General features: G+C 48.7%; 11 protein-coding genes. All 11 read right to left on the bottom strand.

Annotated features, from left to right (window positions below; all coding sequences use genetic code 11):
- Positions 1-34: 34 nt before the first annotated feature.
- Positions 35-955 carry a permease-like cell division protein FtsX gene (ftsX, locus tag H065_RS0123170; RefSeq protein ID WP_017815491.1) on the bottom strand — a complete coding sequence of 307 codons (921 nt, stop codon included), beginning with the start codon at positions 953-955 and terminating at the stop codon, positions 35-37.
- On the bottom strand, positions 945-1,631 hold the full coding sequence (gene ftsE / locus H065_RS0123165) for a cell division ATP-binding protein FtsE (protein WP_017815490.1): 687 nt from the start codon (positions 1,629-1,631) through the stop codon (positions 945-947). The genes ftsX and ftsE overlap by 11 nt, the downstream gene beginning before the upstream one ends.
- Positions 1,632-1,880: 249 nt before the next feature.
- On the bottom strand, positions 1,881-3,431 hold the full coding sequence (locus H065_RS0123160; protein ID WP_017815489.1) for an MDR family MFS transporter: 1,551 nt from the start codon (positions 3,429-3,431) through the stop codon (positions 1,881-1,883).
- 293 nt (positions 3,432-3,724) lie between these two features.
- Positions 3,725-5,215 carry a UxaA family hydrolase gene (locus H065_RS0123155; protein ID WP_017815488.1) on the bottom strand — a complete coding sequence of 497 codons (1,491 nt, stop codon included), beginning with the start codon at positions 5,213-5,215 and terminating at the stop codon, positions 3,725-3,727.
- Between the two features lie 32 nt (positions 5,216-5,247).
- The gene (locus H065_RS0123150) at positions 5,248-6,717 is read right to left on the bottom strand and encodes a tagaturonate reductase (protein ID WP_017815487.1); all 1,470 of its coding nucleotides are present in this window, start codon (positions 6,715-6,717) and stop codon (positions 5,248-5,250) included.
- 302 nt (positions 6,718-7,019) lie between these two features.
- Entirely contained in the window at positions 7,020-8,027 is a 1,008-nt protein-coding gene (locus tag H065_RS0123145) for a LacI family DNA-binding transcriptional regulator (RefSeq protein WP_017815486.1), read from the bottom strand.
- Positions 8,028-8,221: 194 nt separating this feature from the next.
- Entirely contained in the window at positions 8,222-9,613 is a 1,392-nt protein-coding gene (locus H065_RS0123140; RefSeq protein ID WP_017815485.1) for a glycoside-pentoside-hexuronide (GPH):cation symporter, read from the bottom strand.
- Between the two features lie 123 nt (positions 9,614-9,736).
- A complete protein-coding gene (gene uxaC / locus H065_RS0123135; protein WP_017815484.1) occupies positions 9,737-11,164 on the bottom strand; it encodes a glucuronate isomerase in 1,428 nt (475 codons plus the stop codon).
- A gap of 696 nt (positions 11,165-11,860) precedes the next feature.
- Complete coding sequence (gene argH / locus H065_RS0123130; RefSeq protein ID WP_017815483.1) at positions 11,861-13,264, bottom strand: argininosuccinate lyase; 1,404 nt, start codon at positions 13,262-13,264, stop codon at positions 11,861-11,863.
- A gap of 8 nt (positions 13,265-13,272) precedes the next feature.
- The gene (locus H065_RS0123125; RefSeq protein WP_017815482.1) at positions 13,273-14,526 is read right to left on the bottom strand and encodes an argininosuccinate synthase; all 1,254 of its coding nucleotides are present in this window, start codon (positions 14,524-14,526) and stop codon (positions 13,273-13,275) included.
- A 56-nt stretch (positions 14,527-14,582) separates the two neighbouring features.
- On the bottom strand, positions 14,583-15,548 hold the full coding sequence (gene argF / locus H065_RS0123120; protein ID WP_017815481.1) for an ornithine carbamoyltransferase: 966 nt from the start codon (positions 15,546-15,548) through the stop codon (positions 14,583-14,585).
- Positions 15,549-15,573 lie beyond the last annotated feature (25 nt).

Here is a 15,573-nt window from a genome sequence, read left to right as displayed (position 1 = left end):
ATAGTTTTCAAACATTTTCTGGTAAATTATAGAATTAAACTTTCAGGAAGCGGCGAATCGATACCGTACTTCCCCATACACCGATCACAATGCCCAGTACAAGCAGCAATCCACCGAGCCACAGCCAGATTTGCTGCAGCGGGATTAGTGTGACCATGGAAGCCATATTGAGTGAAGTCACCGAAGCGACAACCAGCTGATGGTACCCGACAAATAAAATAATAATCGTCACAATCGATCCAATCCCGCCCAGCAGAGCCCCTTCGATAAAGAATGGCCACCGGATAAACTGATTGGTCGCACCTACTAGCTTCATAATACTGATCTCCCGGCGGCGTGCCAGGATGGTAACGCGAATCGTATTGGCAATCAGGAACATCGCCATCAGTGCAAGAGCAGCAACCAGAATCAATCCGATATTACGGATCAGTGCGGTTACTTTGAACAGAGTCTGTACCGTCTCTCCACCATAACGCACCTTGAGAATCGGCTTCTCCACATGTTCCGTATTAAGCGCTTCGATCTTTTGGGCAACAAATGGTACCGTTGTCGCTTCAATTACCTGCACACGGAAAGCATCCGGCAATGGGTTGTTATCTTTGGCGTAGCCTTCTAGGAAGTTCTCGCCACCCTCGCCAAGATTCTTACGCAGTTCTTCCAGCCCCTGATCCTTGGGAATATACTTGATATTACTGACTTCCGGCATCTTGCTGATTTCGTCCTGCAGCTGTTCACGCAGATCCTGATTCACATTCAGTTCCAGGAATACATTGACTTCAACCTGGCTATCAGCCTGATCTGCCAGATTATTAACATTAAAAACGAGCAGTATAAATACGCCCAGTATAAATAGAGACACAATAATCGAGGTGATAGAGGCTATCGACATCCATCCGTTGCGGAATACGCTTCTGAAACCTTCCCGCATGTGCCGCAAGAAGGTACTAAAATTCATAACCGTACTCCCCTCTGATCTGGTCTCTGACAATCATACCGTTCTCAATCGCCAGTACGCGTCGGCGCATGGAATTGACGATATCTCTATTATGTGTAGCCATAATGATCGTAGTCCCCCGGAAATTAATTTCGTCCAGCAGCTGCATAATCCCGTAGGATGTCTCCGGATCAAGGTTGCCTGTCGGCTCATCCGCGATAATCACCGAAGGATTATTCACGATCGCTCTGGCAATCGCGATACGCTGCTGTTCCCCGCCGGACAGATGGTCCGGGTAACGATTGGCTTTGCTTTGCAGACCGACAAGGTCCAGTACTTCCATGACCCGTTTCTTGATTTGCCGTCTCGGCGCTTCAATAACTTCCATGGCAAAAGCGACATTTTCGTAGGCGGTCAGCTTGGGCAGCAGACGGAAGTCCTGGAAAATGACGCCTATGTTCCGGCGCAGCAGCGGAATCTTGCGCTGCTTGAGCTTGCTCAGATTAAAGCCGTTTACCGAAATCTGTCCTTTGGTCGGCTGTTCTTCACGGTACATCAATTTCATAAAGGTTGACTTACCGGCTCCGGAAGGTCCAACCACGTATACGAATTCATTACGGTCAATTTTTACGGAAACACCCTGCAGGGCATGCGCACCATTCGGGTACGTTTTCCATACGTCTTGCATCTCTATCAATTCATCACTTCCTAAGCACAGGTTCAATTATGACAATAACATTCGCTTCATAGGTAACGGGAAACGCAATAATCATAAGGTTTTGACCAAATTTATGAACAATTCAACAATCTCTATTGTAACAAATTCGTTACCTCTTGAGTACTATAATAACGCGAAAATATCCACAGAATCAAAAAAAGCCCGATTTCATTTTGACAATGAAACCGGACATTTTGCTGTCTTCCCAGACTGCTCACGGGCTCAGCCCTATTTGGTATTCGGTTTGGGCGCAGAGGAATCGGAAGATATTGCGCGACTCCCACCCATCAATGCTACAGCAATCAGTGCGCCAATGGCTGGAATAATCGCCCATCCAAACGTCCCGGCAACCGATACCGTCAATGCCTGACGGATTGCTTCCAGGATAACTTCCGGTATCCGGGACTGCATCTCTTCCGACAAGAGTGCTCTCGGATCAATAGCAGAGATATCCATACCAGCCGGCTGCGCTCCACCTGCGCCCAGCTGTTCGTTGATTCTGCCGCTGAGCAGACTGCGCTGTACTAGCCCAAACACCGTCACGCCGATCGACATGCCCAATGAGCGGACAAACGAAAGCGTCGAATTGGCTGCTCCCCGTTGCCGGAAATCAAATTCCTGAATCCCGCTGATTCCCAGCACCGAAAAGGAAAATCCGATACCAAATCCGGTTATCGCCAGATCAGTCACCAGCAGCCAGGTAGGCGTATCTGCAGTCAGCTGGCTCAGCAGGTACATACCAAACGCAAATACAACCGCCGAAAACAGCATAATCCGGCGAAAAGGCATCTTATTGACCAGAAAACCGCCCATCATCGCAGCTATCACCGAACCGATTGTCATCGGCATCAGTGTCAGACCGGAGTTCACCGCTGTTCCTCCGGTGACTCCCTGTACATAGATGGGAATATAAAGCGTAACCGTAATAAAAGCAGCTCCATAGAAGAAGGATGCCGCTACACTGCCTGCAAACAGCTGCTTGCGAAACATCGGGAACGAAATAATGGGCTCTGCCGCGCGCTGCTCCACCAGTACAAAGGCGGCTGCGAGCACAACGAAGCAGATGAACAAACCGATAATCACTACCGAATCCCATGCGTATGTACCGCCGCCCAGCTCCAGCGCAAACATCAGGGATACAACTGCACCAACGAGCAGACCCGCACCTGCCCAGTCAATCTTCTGACGCGAACGTTCCAAGGATTCCTTGTAAAAGATAACGATCAGCAGCAAAGATACAATGCCCAGAGGTACGTTAATATAGAACACCCACCGCCAGCTGAAATACTCGGTAATATAAGCACCAAGCAGCGGACCAAACAAGCTGGACATTCCAAATACCGCTCCCAGTAAACCTGTCATTTTGCCCCGTTTTTCCGGAGGAAACGTATCAAATACGATCGTAAACGCAATTGGTACGAGTGCGCCGCCCCCAATTCCCTGAATCGCCCGGTAAATACTGAGCTCCACAATCGAGTGCGCAGTGCCACACAAGATCGAACCGATCATGAACATCACCAGTCCAAAAATAAAAAAACGACGACGACCATACATATCGGATAATTTACCGAAAATCGGTGTCCCTGCCAGCGAAGCCACCAGATACGCAGAAGTCACCCAGACAAACTGATCAAACCCGCCCAGATCGCCGACAATCGTCGCAATCGCAGTCGCTACAATCGTGTTGTCGATTGATGCGATAAATATCCCCAGCAGCAGTCCTGCTACAACCCAGCCGGTTTTTAGCGTGCTTTTTTGAGCTACCGCCCTTTGAGCCATAGTTACACACTCCTTATTTTGCTTTCACCATTGTCTTGTGATCACATCTAATCATACATATGTTGATATTAACACAATTTTAATAAAATGACCCATCGGTCATAAAATATATTTAGATACTAATCTTCATTCTCAATTCCCGCAAAAAAAGAGACGCTCTCTAGAGAAAGCCTCTCTTTTTTGATTTCTTTTCTTACTGTTTTTGTTTTTCGAAATATTGACGTATGTCTTCCGGCTTATCAGGTTCCCACAGTACAAGGTCTTATCATTATTATGCTTCTTTTACCAACACGCTACAAAGTAACCCCATTTTTGAAAATGGCAATCTCGCGGAAGTTATTCTTCTCGTTATTTACCCAGCGTCCGCTGGCTACCTCGATAATGTAATCGATAAAATCAGCCAGACAATCTTCCATTGTTGTCTCTTCTACCAGCACCCCCGCATTGTAGTCGATCCAGTGCGGTTTGTTGGCGTACAGCGGCGAATTGGTGGACACCTTCATCGTAGGCACAAACGAACCAAATGGTGTGCCTCTGCCTGTCGTGAAAATCACCAGCTGACATCCCGCAGCTCCGAGTGCCGAGGAAGCGACCAGATCATTCCCTGGCGCACTGAGCAAATTGAGCCCGCGTTTTTGCAGCCGTTCTCCGTACTGCAGTACATCCTGTACAGTGGACATACCCGATTTCTGGGTACAACCTAGTGACTTGTCCTCCAGCGTAGTGATCCCTCCGGCTTTGTTGCCTGGCGATGGATTCTCGTACACCGGCTGTTTGTAATCCAGGAAATACTGTTTGAAGTCATTGATCAGATGCACAATTTTACCGAATACCTGTTCATCGGCTGCACGCTCCATCAGAATCTTCTCGGCGCCGAACATCTCGGGCACTTCGGTCAGTACCGTTGTTCCGCCCTGGGCTGCCATATAATCCGACAGTTTGCCGAGTAGCGGATTCGCGGTAATACCGGATAATCCATCGGAGCCGCCGCATTTCAGACCGATTCGGAGTTCGGACAGTGGAATCTCTTCACGTCGGTCTTGCGAAGCACTCTGGTAAATTTGCCGAAGTAGCTCCACACCTGCTTCCACTTCATCCGATACGGTCTGGGAGACGAGAAACTTGACTCTCGACTCATCATAATCACCAATCGCCTTTTTGAAGTCTTCCATTATATTATTCTCGCAGCCCAGACCAAGTACAAGCACACCGCCGGCATTCGGATGTCTGACCGCATCAGCCAGAATCGTCTGGGTATGCAGATGATCGTCACCCAGCTGGGAACAGCCGTAGCTGTGTTTGAGCACCAGTGCATTCTCAAAAGGAGCCAGATCATCCAGTTCTGCCTGGAACTGTTTGAGGATCATCTCGGCGATCCCATTGACACAGCCGACTGTCGGCACAATCCATAGTTCATTGCGAATGCCTACTTCTCCATTCACCCGGCGATAACCCTGAAAAGTACGATTTTCCATACGGTAGGGAATCGGAAACGTACGCGGTTCATACCGATATTCCTCCACACCCGTCAGGTTGGTCTTGGCATTATGTGTATGCACATGGCTGCCTGCCGGAATACGCTGCAGAGCATGACCGATCGGATAACCGTATTTAATAATATTGTGATCGGGTTCGATCGTTTCGATTGCAATCTTGTGTCCGCGGGCTACATCTTCCTGCAGGACAATCTGACGCTCCCCTGCCGGAATGGTCTCGCCACGTTGGTAATCGCGCAGAGCCACGACTACATTATCCTGTTCATTAATCTGTATCATCTCAAGCACGGTAACAGCCTCCCTGTTGTTTGGATATGCATTTAGACGGCCAATGTACCATGGGTCATCAGCTCACGCAGCGCCTGGCGGATACCTTCTGTACGAATCTGGTACAGATAACGACTAGTCTGCTCGGTCAGTCCCGGTATTTCGTTCAGATTCATCCCCCAAAAGGAAGTCTGTCCGAATACACTGCTTACCAGCTGCTTCATATCTTCTGGGGTATCCTGATATAGTGACCAGATCTGGCGGAAGTAATCCAGAACAGCACTGTTATCTGCCAATTGAATCGGCTCACCTTCACGCTCTCCACGGTAAAAGGCGATCAGGGCTGCCAGGGAGAAGGTCAGTCTTTCCGGCAGTCTATCGTGCTCTTCGACAAAAGCAGTCAATGTAGGCAAATCCCGTGTTTTGAATTTGGAAATGGAATTCAGGGCGATGCTCATTACATAATGCTCTACATACGGATTGCGGAATCGTTCCAGCACCGCTGCAGCAAAAGCAGTCAGTTCTTCGGCAGGCAGATCCAGTGTCGGGATAATCTCTTCATCGATCAGTTCACGGACAAAGCTGCCCACCATCTCGTCGTCTACCGCCTGTCCTACTGTCTCCAGTCCATATAGATAGGCTACCGGCGTAAGCGCTGTGTGTGCGCCATTCAGAATACGCACTTTGCGCGTCCGGTAAGGCGCCATATCTTCGACGATCTTCACCTGCAGTCCCGCAGCTTCAGCCGGGAACTCCTGTGCAATCCAGGCAGGTCCTTCGATCACCCACAAGTGAAATGGTTCACCTACTACGACAAAAGAATCTTCATAACCGAGTTCTGCGGTAATTTGCGGCATACGCTGCTTTGGATAACCCGGTACGATCCGGTCCACCAGACTACAGCAGAATGTATTGGCTTCTTCCAGCCAGCTGATAAATTCGCTCTCCAGTCCCCATAACTTGCTGTACTGAAGCACGATATCTTTTAGTACTTCACCATTGCGATCAATCAGCTCACACGGGATAATGATGAACCCTTTGGAACGATCCCCACCGAAATGAAGATACCGACGATACAGCAGCGCAGTCAGTTTGCCGGGATAGCTGCTCTGCGGACGGTCTTCCAGTCGATCTTCCGGCTGAAAAGCGATACCGGCCTCCGTCGTATTGGAGACGATAAAACGCAGTTCCGGTTGATACGCCAGCTCTTCGTACGTTTCATAACGCGCATACGGGTCAATGCCCCGTGTGACACATTCCATCACCTGATGTTCCTGCAGTGCCTGTCCATTTTGTATGCCTTCCAGATAAACGGTATACAGCCCATCCTGCTCATTCAGCTGCTCTGCCATTCCGTTCGCCAGCGGCTGTACAATGACTACGCCTCCATTAAAATCCGCTTTGCGGTTCATCTGATCAATCTGCCAGTCTGCAAAAGCCCGTAAGAAGTTGCCTTCTCCAAATTGCAGTACTTTCTCCGGATATCGCTCTGCCGGATGAGTATTCCGATTCAGTCGTTGCATAATTATCGCCTCCGTTAATTGGTTCATTGCCCACATGTATTCCTTATAAAAAGCAAGGCTTGCCGAATCTCGGATGAGACTGCCAGAATCGAGGAGGATCAGAGCAGATACAGATTCAACAAGCCGTTTATTCATACTTTTATTCTAAATTTATGCACACGTTAACAAAATGAATTAAATCACACTTTTAAAGAAAAGAAATTTGCTGCTTCCCCCGGTTCATAGAAAGTGGTAAGCAGTGAATGCACTGCTGTAGTTGCTTTCTATGAACCAGATACTGGAGCAGAATTCGGTTGATAGGTTCAGCTGCCGGATCGGGCAGCTGCAGATTGCCGCTCCATCAGTTCGGTCTCCAGGAAAATCAGTTCTTCCCGGTTGGCATCTTCTTCGATCCGTTCCATGATTTTCTCGGCGCCATGCGCGCTGATCTGTTCAACCGGCCGCTTGACGGTGGTTAATGCAGGATTGGTGTAGCGGGCGAAGTTGATATCATCGAATCCGATAACCGACACATCTTCAGGCACTTTGTATCCCAGTGCATAGGCAGCATTCATCGCTCCGATAGCCATATCATCGTTGGAACAGAATACGGCTGTTGGCGGCGTTTGCAGCTGCAATAGCTGACGCATTGCCTGGTGACCACTCTCGGTCGTATAATCTCCGGCAATCTGATACTCTTGCGGAACCGTTTTGCCGCTCTGCTCGATGGCTTCGAGGAATCCTGCCCGGCGCTGCTCGGTAGACTTGAATCCTTTGATACCTTCAATAATAGCGATTCGCTCATGACCCTGCTCAATCAGATATCGTCCGGCTTCACGGGAACCCTCCCGGTCATTGGAGACGATATTGACAAAGTGTCCTCCCGGAATCAGTCGATTCAGCACAACCAGCGGAATATTCTGCTCCAGCACATGTTCGATAAACTCGTTATCTGCATCACTCTGACTCATCAGGATAATGCCATCAAACCGCTTACGGTGAATCGTAGAGAAATCCTCGTAATCATCAATCCCGCGTACGAACAAATTGTAGCCGATACCGACCACCGAATTCACTCCCCGGATGGTTGCCGCAAAAAAGCTGCTGCTTGTACCGGTTGAGATACTTGTAAAAAACAGTCCGATCGTATGGGAACGCTGAAGCACGAGACTTTTGGCATTGTAATTGGGAATATAGTTCACTTCACGCGCGATCTCCATAATTTTGCGCTTGGTTACTTCCTTGATCAACGGGCTGTTATTGAGTGCACGAGATACTGTTGTATGAGAGACATTGGCGAGTCTGGCAATGTCCTTGATTGTAGCCGCCATATGCATACCTTCCTTTTCCGTAACTTGAGTATCGATCCGGCTGCATCCTGTAATGACGATACCGAACAGATCAGACGCTTAAGTGTCGTCTGCTTTCCCCTAAGAATACCATACTATGCATATTGACCATAATAAGAACCGCCTTGCTGCGCTATGCTTTTTCTCGCTGCATTATAAATGCCTGGTATGATGCTCTACTGCTGATTGCGCAGTTTCAGCTCGGCAACGATCTCTTCGTGCTTGCTGTCGGTAAGTTTGTACATGAATCCGATAATCAGCATGGCAATAGCGAGTGCGATCGCCGGATACAGACAGAGGAGACCTTTGATCCCAAGCAGTGTGCCTGCGCTTTGTGCTACATTCGGAATATAACCAACCAGTCCAAGTCCAATACCGGACAAAGTACCTGCCAACGATTGGGCCAGCTTGCGGGAGAAGTTGAACAATGAGTAGGTGATACCGTCTTTGCGTTCACCGGATTCCCATTCTCCATAATCGATAATATCCGATACAAATGCCCATGTAATCCCGTTTGGAATACTGATCCCGATAAAGGCAATACTCGCCAGAATTGTGAACAAAACTACATTGGATGGTGCAAGGAAGTTAATCGTATCTGCTACGACGCTGACACCCAGACCAATCATTGCAGTATTGCGTTTGCCGAACTTTTTGACCAGCTTGGGCAGGAACAGCACCCCAATAAAGGAAGAACCAATAATAATAAAGTTCATGTATGCCATCAATTCCACGTTACCCAGATTATACTGTGCAAAGTATACCAGCATCGCAGATTTGATATTGTAGGCCGAAATGGTAAATACGGTCATCAGTACCAGTACCAGCAGAGGCTTGTTGCTGATAAATGTTTTAATGATTAGCCATGGTGTTAATTTTTCTCTTGGCGGTGCCAGATTCACAGCCCGTTCTTTGGTTCCTTTATAACAGAAGAAGAAAGCGATTACCCCAATCAGCGACATAATCCCCATAACAACAGGATACCCTACTTTGGGATTGGCAAAATGCACGATAATCGGCATGACGATAACACTCGTTACGAACAGTGCACCCAGCGAACCGGCCTGGCGGAAAGAAGACAGCGAGGCTCGCTCTACCGTATCCTGCGTAATGGCTGCGCCCAGTGAACCATAAGGAATATTGACAAAGGAATAGCCGATACCCCAGATCATATAAGAAGCATAGGCATAGATCAGCTTGCCCGAAGTCGACAGATTAGGTGAAATAAAGGTAAGTATCGTCAGAATCGCCAGTGCGATGCTGCCCATAATCAGATAAGGTCTGAATTTGCCACGCGGTCCGATATTTTTGCGATAATCAATACTAGAGCCGACAATTGGATCACAGAATGCCGCAAACAGTTTACTAGCTGCAAAGATACCACCGGCTGCAATCGCCGGTATACCAGCAACATCCGTAAAGAATTTCAATAGATACAGCTGCCCAAGGTCGAACATGAATCCGTTTCCAAAGTCGCCCATACCGTAGGATATTTTTTCCTTGAGACTAATCTTGGCTGTAGTAGCCTGTTCTTCGACCTGTACAGGCTTTAATGCTGCTGCTCCCATCTGTAACACTTCCTTTAATTGATATTAGTGAAATATTTCACATTATTAAATGGAACTTGCCGGATTCTCCCCGGATACCAGCGGATATGCTGGCATCCGGCAAGAAATGTCCGGACTTCTAAATCAAGAGTGACTGCTGACCACTGCAGGAAAGTTAAAATACTGTTCGGCATTGTTGTAACAAATTCCCTCTACCAGGCTGCTCAGCAGCTGTGGATCATTCGGCGCTTCGCCGTTCTCCACCCAGCTGCCCAGCAGATCACAGAGCAGACGGCGGAAATATTCATGCCGGGTATATGAGAGGAAGCTGCGGGAATCGGTCAGCATACCGACAAAGCGGGACAGTACACCCAGATTACCGAGAATGCGCATCTGTTCGCGGATGCCATCACGATGATCGTTGTACCACCATGAAGTACCGAACTGGATTTTACCTGGAACGCCTCCACCCTGGAAGCTACCCGCTGCACTTGCCAGTACATGATAGTCATTCGGATTCAGGGAATAGAGGATTGTTTTCGGCAATCCGCCAGCATTCTCCATCGCATCCAGCAGGGAGACCAGCGGCTGGGCAATTACCCCATCATTGATGGAATCATACCCGGTGTCCGGTCCCAGTTTGGAAAAAGCAACTGAATTGTTGTTGCGCAGGGCGTGAATATGCAGCTGCATTGCCCAGCCCAATTCCGCATACAGGCTGCTCAGGAAGACCAGTGTATAGCTCTTATGCTTGGCTTCTTCTTCTGGACTCACTTGTCCCTGTTCCAATAGACGAGTGAAGATCTCGCTGACTTCTTCCTTTGTTGTATCTGCGTACATCACTTTATCAATCGCATGATCGGAGACGCGTCCGCCGGCTTCATGGAAGAAGCGTACTCTTTTCTCCAGGGCAGCGAGGAATTCATCATAGCTACGTATATCGGAACCATGTACTTCGCTCAGTTTCTCCAGCCATGGCTTGAAAGTCGCGCGGTTGACTTCCAGCGCCTTGTCCGGGCGGAAACTTGGCAGTACGGCTGTCTCGAATCCGCTGATTTCGCGAATTTGAGCGTGGTACTCCAGCGAATCGACAGGATCATCTGTAGTACAGACCACAGTCACTTTGGATTTGGTGATCAGATCACGTGCTCCAAATCCCGGTCCTTGTAGCTGCTGGTTTACCTTTTCCCAGATTGCCGGAGCAGACTGTTCATTCAGCAGTTCATGTACGCCGAAGAAACGCTGCAACTCCAGATGGGTCCAGTGATACAGCGGGTTGCCGATCAACTGCGGTACCGTACGTGCCCATGCCAGGAATTTATCATAATCTTCGGCATCTCCGGTGATATAACGTTCTTCGATTCCATTGGCGCGCATGACCCGCCATTTGTAGTGATCGCCGTACAACCAAGCCTCGGTAATATTTTTAAATGTTTTATTTTCCAAAATCTCTTGAGGGCTCAAATGGCAATGATAGTCAATAATTGGCATATCTTTAGCTGTCTGATGATACAGTTGAATTGCAGTCTCGCTGTTCAATAGAAAATTCTCATCCAAAAACGTTTTAGCCATGTTCGTCATTCCCTTCGCAATGTATGCTGGTGCTTCCCATGATCGCCTGTCTGAATTCAAATTGTTAACGTTAACATTCACAACTTCATTGTAGCTGTTTTTGGGGAATACGCAATACAATTTGCTGTTTTTTCTTGTTACAGTTATTTGAAAATGTACTGGCTGTTACTGTAACAGATATCACAGATAAAATGGTCAGTTGCTACTCTCTGATTTGTTAATTTCTGTATATCCTACTCCCACTTGCTTTCATTCGTGTTTCTTTTCATTACATTGCAAAATGCTGCTCTAGACAGAGAATAGGTGGATGTTGTTTTACTAATAGACTTTTGTTTATTTCCATTGCAGAAGACAATGATCATCGATTTGCTTTTTAAAATTCATCTTATTGGAGATATATAGTCTTATTCTTCGCTAGGGATGTCATATAAATTTCTTATTTTCGAGCAGCCAATTATGACTTTTTGCATAGGATCCTGCAGGGAACTTCTATCATTCGTTTATGATCGGGAAGAAAAAAAGCAGCAATCTCGAAGAGACTGCTGCTTTGGAAGTTACTGCTCACCTATCGGTTAGATAGGAGGAGTGGTAACTCTGCTGCGTATATGATTGTCTTCATTTGAACTGATAGTACTTTCTATTCGTACTATCCATTCGTACTGTTCATAATCAGATCACCGGCTGTGCCGCTTCCAATCAGCTATGCTGCTCCAGCCATTGCGCGGTATGCTGGAGTTTGCCTCCGGCACGTTCGATCGCCTGCTCTACCTGTACAGTTGCTGTACCGCCATATACATTACGGGCGTTAACAACCGTCTCCGGCTGCAGCACCTGATAGATCGTATCATCGAACAGTGGTGAGAAGTTCTGGAATTCGTCCAGTGTCAGATCAAGCAAGTACTTGCCTTCCTGGATGCAGTACAGCACCGTTTTGCCGATAACTTCATGGGCCTGACGGAAAGGCAGACCTTTACCTACGAGGAAATCCGCAATATCGGTCGCATTGGAAAAGTCCTTGTTGACCGCTTCACGCATCCGGCTGGTATTGACCTTCATCGTCGCGATCATCGGTGCGAACAGCTGCAGAGCACCTTCCAGCGTTGCTACGGTATCGAACATGCCTTCTTTGTCTTCCTGCATATCCTTGTTGTAAGCGAGCGGCAGGGACTTGAGCACGGTCAGCAGACCGATCAGATTGCCATAGACCCGTCCGGTTTTGCCGCGTACCAGCTCGGCAACATCCGGATTTTTCTTCTGCGGCATAATGCTGCTGCCTGTGCAGAAGGCATCGTCCAATTCCACAAAGTTGAACTCGGTGCTGCTCCACAGTACCAGTTCTTCACTCAGGCGGGACAGATGGGTCATGATCAGCGAGGCACCGGACAGGAACTCGACGATAAAGTCGCGATCACTGACCGCATCCAGACTGTTTTCATAGACGGCATCAAATCCGAGCTGTTCGGCAACAAAATGACGATCGATCGGGAATGTAGTACCTGCGAGCGCACCTGCTCCGAGCGGCAGTACGTTGATACGCTTGTAGCTGTCCTTGAGACGGTCAATATCCCGTTCGAACATGGACACATAAGCCATCAGATGATGAGGGAACAGGATCGGCTGGGCACGCTGCAGATGCGTATAGCCCGGCACGATTGTATCCATATTGCTTTTCGCCTGGGTGATCAGGGATTCCTGCAGTGCATGCAGCAGTCCGACCAGCTCGACGACCCGTTTGCGCAGATACAGATGCATATCGGTCGCTACCTGATCATTACGGCTGCGGCCGGTATGCAGCTTGCCGCCGACAGCGCCAATTTCCTCAATCAGATGCTTTTCAATATTCATATGGATATCTTCATCCGAGACGGAGAATTGCACTTCCCCCGCCTGAATCTTGGATAATACTTTGTTCAGACCGGCTTTGATCGTCTCTACATCTTCTGCAGGTACGATGCCGCATTTGCCCAGCATGGTAACATGAGCGAGACTGCCCTGGATATCTTCTTCTGCGAGTGCTTTATCGAAATGGATAGAGGCTGTGTACTCCTCCACCAGATGGTTGGTTTGCTTGGTAAAACGTCCGCCCCATAGTTTGCTCATGCTGTTGGTCACACTCCCTGTTTGGCTTGTGCTGCTGCCTGCTGTACACCTGCATTTACCTTGAGACGCAGTGCGTTCAGCTGGATAAATCCTGCCGCGTCGCCCTGATCATAGGCATTGGTCGGATCGGCTTCCATCGTAGCAATATCCGGGTTGTACAGGCTGACTGGACTGCTCAGTCCTGCCGCGATGATATTGCCTTTGTACAGTTTGACTTTGACAGTACCGGTGATGTTCTTCTGGCTCTCGGTTACGAGTGCCTGAAGCGCCAGACGCTCCGGAGCGAACCAGAATCCATTGTAGACCAGATTCGCATAACGGGTAATCAGCGAGTCGCGCAGACTCATCACTTCGCGGTCCATCGTCAGTGACTCCATTTTGCGATGCACGGTGAACAGGATTGTACCGCCCGGTGTCTCATATACGCCGCGGCTCTTCATGCCGACAAAGCGGTTCTCTACCATATCGACACGACCGATACCGTGCTTGCCGCCCAGCTCATTGAGCTTCTCCATCACTTCCAGCGGTGTCATGGACTGGCCATTCAGCGCGATACAGTTTCCTTTTTCAAATTGCAGTTCCAGCATTTCCGGCTGATCCGGTGCATCCTCCGGGGATACGCTGAGTACGAACATATCTTTGTTGCTCTCTGCACTTGCATCAAAGTCCGGATCTTCCAGCACACCGCTCTCATAGCTGATATGCAGCAAGTTGCGGTCGGTCGAGTATGGCTTCGCCGCAGAAGCTGTTACCGGAATACCATGGGATTCCGCATAAGCGATCATTTCTGCACGTCCCGGGAAGTCTTCGCGGAACTTCTCCAGACGCCATGGAGCGATAACCTGAATCTCCGGTGCGAGTGCAGCGGCATTCAGTTCAAAGCGCACCTGGTCATTTCCTTTGCCGGTGGCGCCGTGAGCAATAGCGATCGCTCCCTCTGCACGGGCAATCTCGACCATACGCTTGGCAATCAGCGGACGTGCAATACTCGTACCAAGCAGGTACTGTCCTTCATATAGCGCGCCTGCCTGGAACATCGGATAAATGAAATCTTCGGCAAATTCGGCACGCAGATCGTCGATGTAGACTTTGGAGGCGCCGGTAGCCAATGCTTTTTCTTCCAGACCGTCCAGTTCGTCCGCTTGTCCGATATCGGCTGTAAAGGTAATAATTTCGGCATCATAGGTTTCTTTGAGCCATTTCAGAATGATTGATGTATCCAGACCGCCGGAATAAGCGAGTACGATTTTATCTTTAGCCATAAGTAGGTTCCTCCAGTTACTGATTCACTTTGTATTGGTTTATTTGTTTATTTTTTTTAGCCGATCAGTGCAGCCATAATGGCTTTTTGTGCATGCAGACGATTCTCCGCTTCATCGAAAATGACGCTGTTTGGTCCATCGATTACACCTTCGCTTACTTCTTCGCCGCGGTGGGCTGGCAGGCAGTGCAGGAAAATATAATCCGGCTTGGCATGGCTAACGAGTGCTTCGTTTACCTGATAGTCGGCAAATGCTTGCTCACGGATCTTCTGCTCTTCCTCGAAGCCCATGCTGGCCCATACATCGGTATAGATAACATCCGCATCCTGAACCGCTTCCTGCGGATCGCGTACTACCTTGATCGTCGCTCCGCTCTCGGCTGCCAGCTGCTCGCACTGCTTGATCACAGCAGGATCAGGTTCATACCCTTCCGGACTCGCTACATACACGTCCAGGCCGACTCGTGCGCCGCCGATCATCAGGGAATGTGCCATATTGTTGCCATCACCGATGTAAGCCAGTTTGAGCCCTTTTAGCTTGCCCTTTTGCTCTACGATCGTCTGGAAGTCTGCCAGCACCTGACAAGGATGACCGAGATCACTCAGTCCATTAATTACCGGAATATCTGCATATTTTGCAAGTTCCGTTACATTCTCATGCCCGAAAGTACGGATCATGATACCATCCAGATAACGTGACATAACACGCGCTGTATCGGCAATGGTCTCACCGCGTCCCATCTGGATATCATTTTTGCTGAGGAACAGGGCATGTCCGCCCAACTGATAAGTACCTACTTCAAAGGAAACCCGCGTACGTGTCGAAGATTTCTCGAAAATCAGTCCTACCGTTTTTCCTTCAAGCGGACGATAGCTTTCTCCTGCTTTTTGCTTGCGCTTCAGCTCAATCGCCAGTTCGATCAGAAAGTTGATTTCTTCTGCCGTATAATCACTGAGTTCCACAAAATCCTTGCCTTTGAAATGACTCAGTTCCAGTTGGTTCTGCTGTGCTGCATCTGCCATACTCTCTTTTCCCCCTTGTCGGATA

This window comes from Paenibacillus shenyangensis, assembly GCF_000346635.1.
Taxonomy (GTDB): Bacteria; Bacillota; Bacilli; order Paenibacillales; family Paenibacillaceae; genus Saccharibacillus; species Saccharibacillus dauci.
The sequence above is the reverse complement of the archived record's forward strand: the minus strand, read 5'-3'. Positions and strand labels throughout refer to the sequence as shown.

Excerpts from the sequence above, each read along its gene's own strand:
- ftsX (WP_017815491.1), bottom strand. The coding sequence starts at position 955 with ATGAATTTTAGTACCTTCTTGCGGCACATGCGGGAAGGTTTCAGAAGC.
- H065_RS0123160 (WP_017815489.1), bottom strand. The coding sequence starts at position 3,431 with ATGGCTCAAAGGGCGGTAGCTCAAAAAAGCACGCTAAAAACCGGCTGG.
- H065_RS0123150 (WP_017815487.1), bottom strand. The coding sequence starts at position 6,717 with ATGCAACGACTGAATCGGAATACTCATCCGGCAGAGCGATATCCGGAG.
- H065_RS0123145 (WP_017815486.1), bottom strand. The coding sequence starts at position 8,027 with ATGGCGGCTACAATCAAGGACATTGCCAGACTCGCCAATGTCTCTCAT.
- H065_RS0123140 (WP_017815485.1), bottom strand. The coding sequence starts at position 9,613 with ATGGGAGCAGCAGCATTAAAGCCTGTACAGGTCGAAGAACAGGCTACT.
- uxaC (WP_017815484.1), bottom strand. The coding sequence starts at position 11,164 with ATGGCTAAAACGTTTTTGGATGAGAATTTTCTATTGAACAGCGAGACT.
- argH (WP_017815483.1), bottom strand. The coding sequence starts at position 13,264 with ATGAGCAAACTATGGGGCGGACGTTTTACCAAGCAAACCAACCATCTG.
- H065_RS0123125 (WP_017815482.1), bottom strand. The coding sequence starts at position 14,526 with ATGGCTAAAGATAAAATCGTACTCGCTTATTCCGGCGGTCTGGATACA.
- argF (WP_017815481.1), bottom strand. The coding sequence starts at position 15,548 with ATGGCAGATGCAGCACAGCAGAACCAACTGGAACTGAGTCATTTCAAA.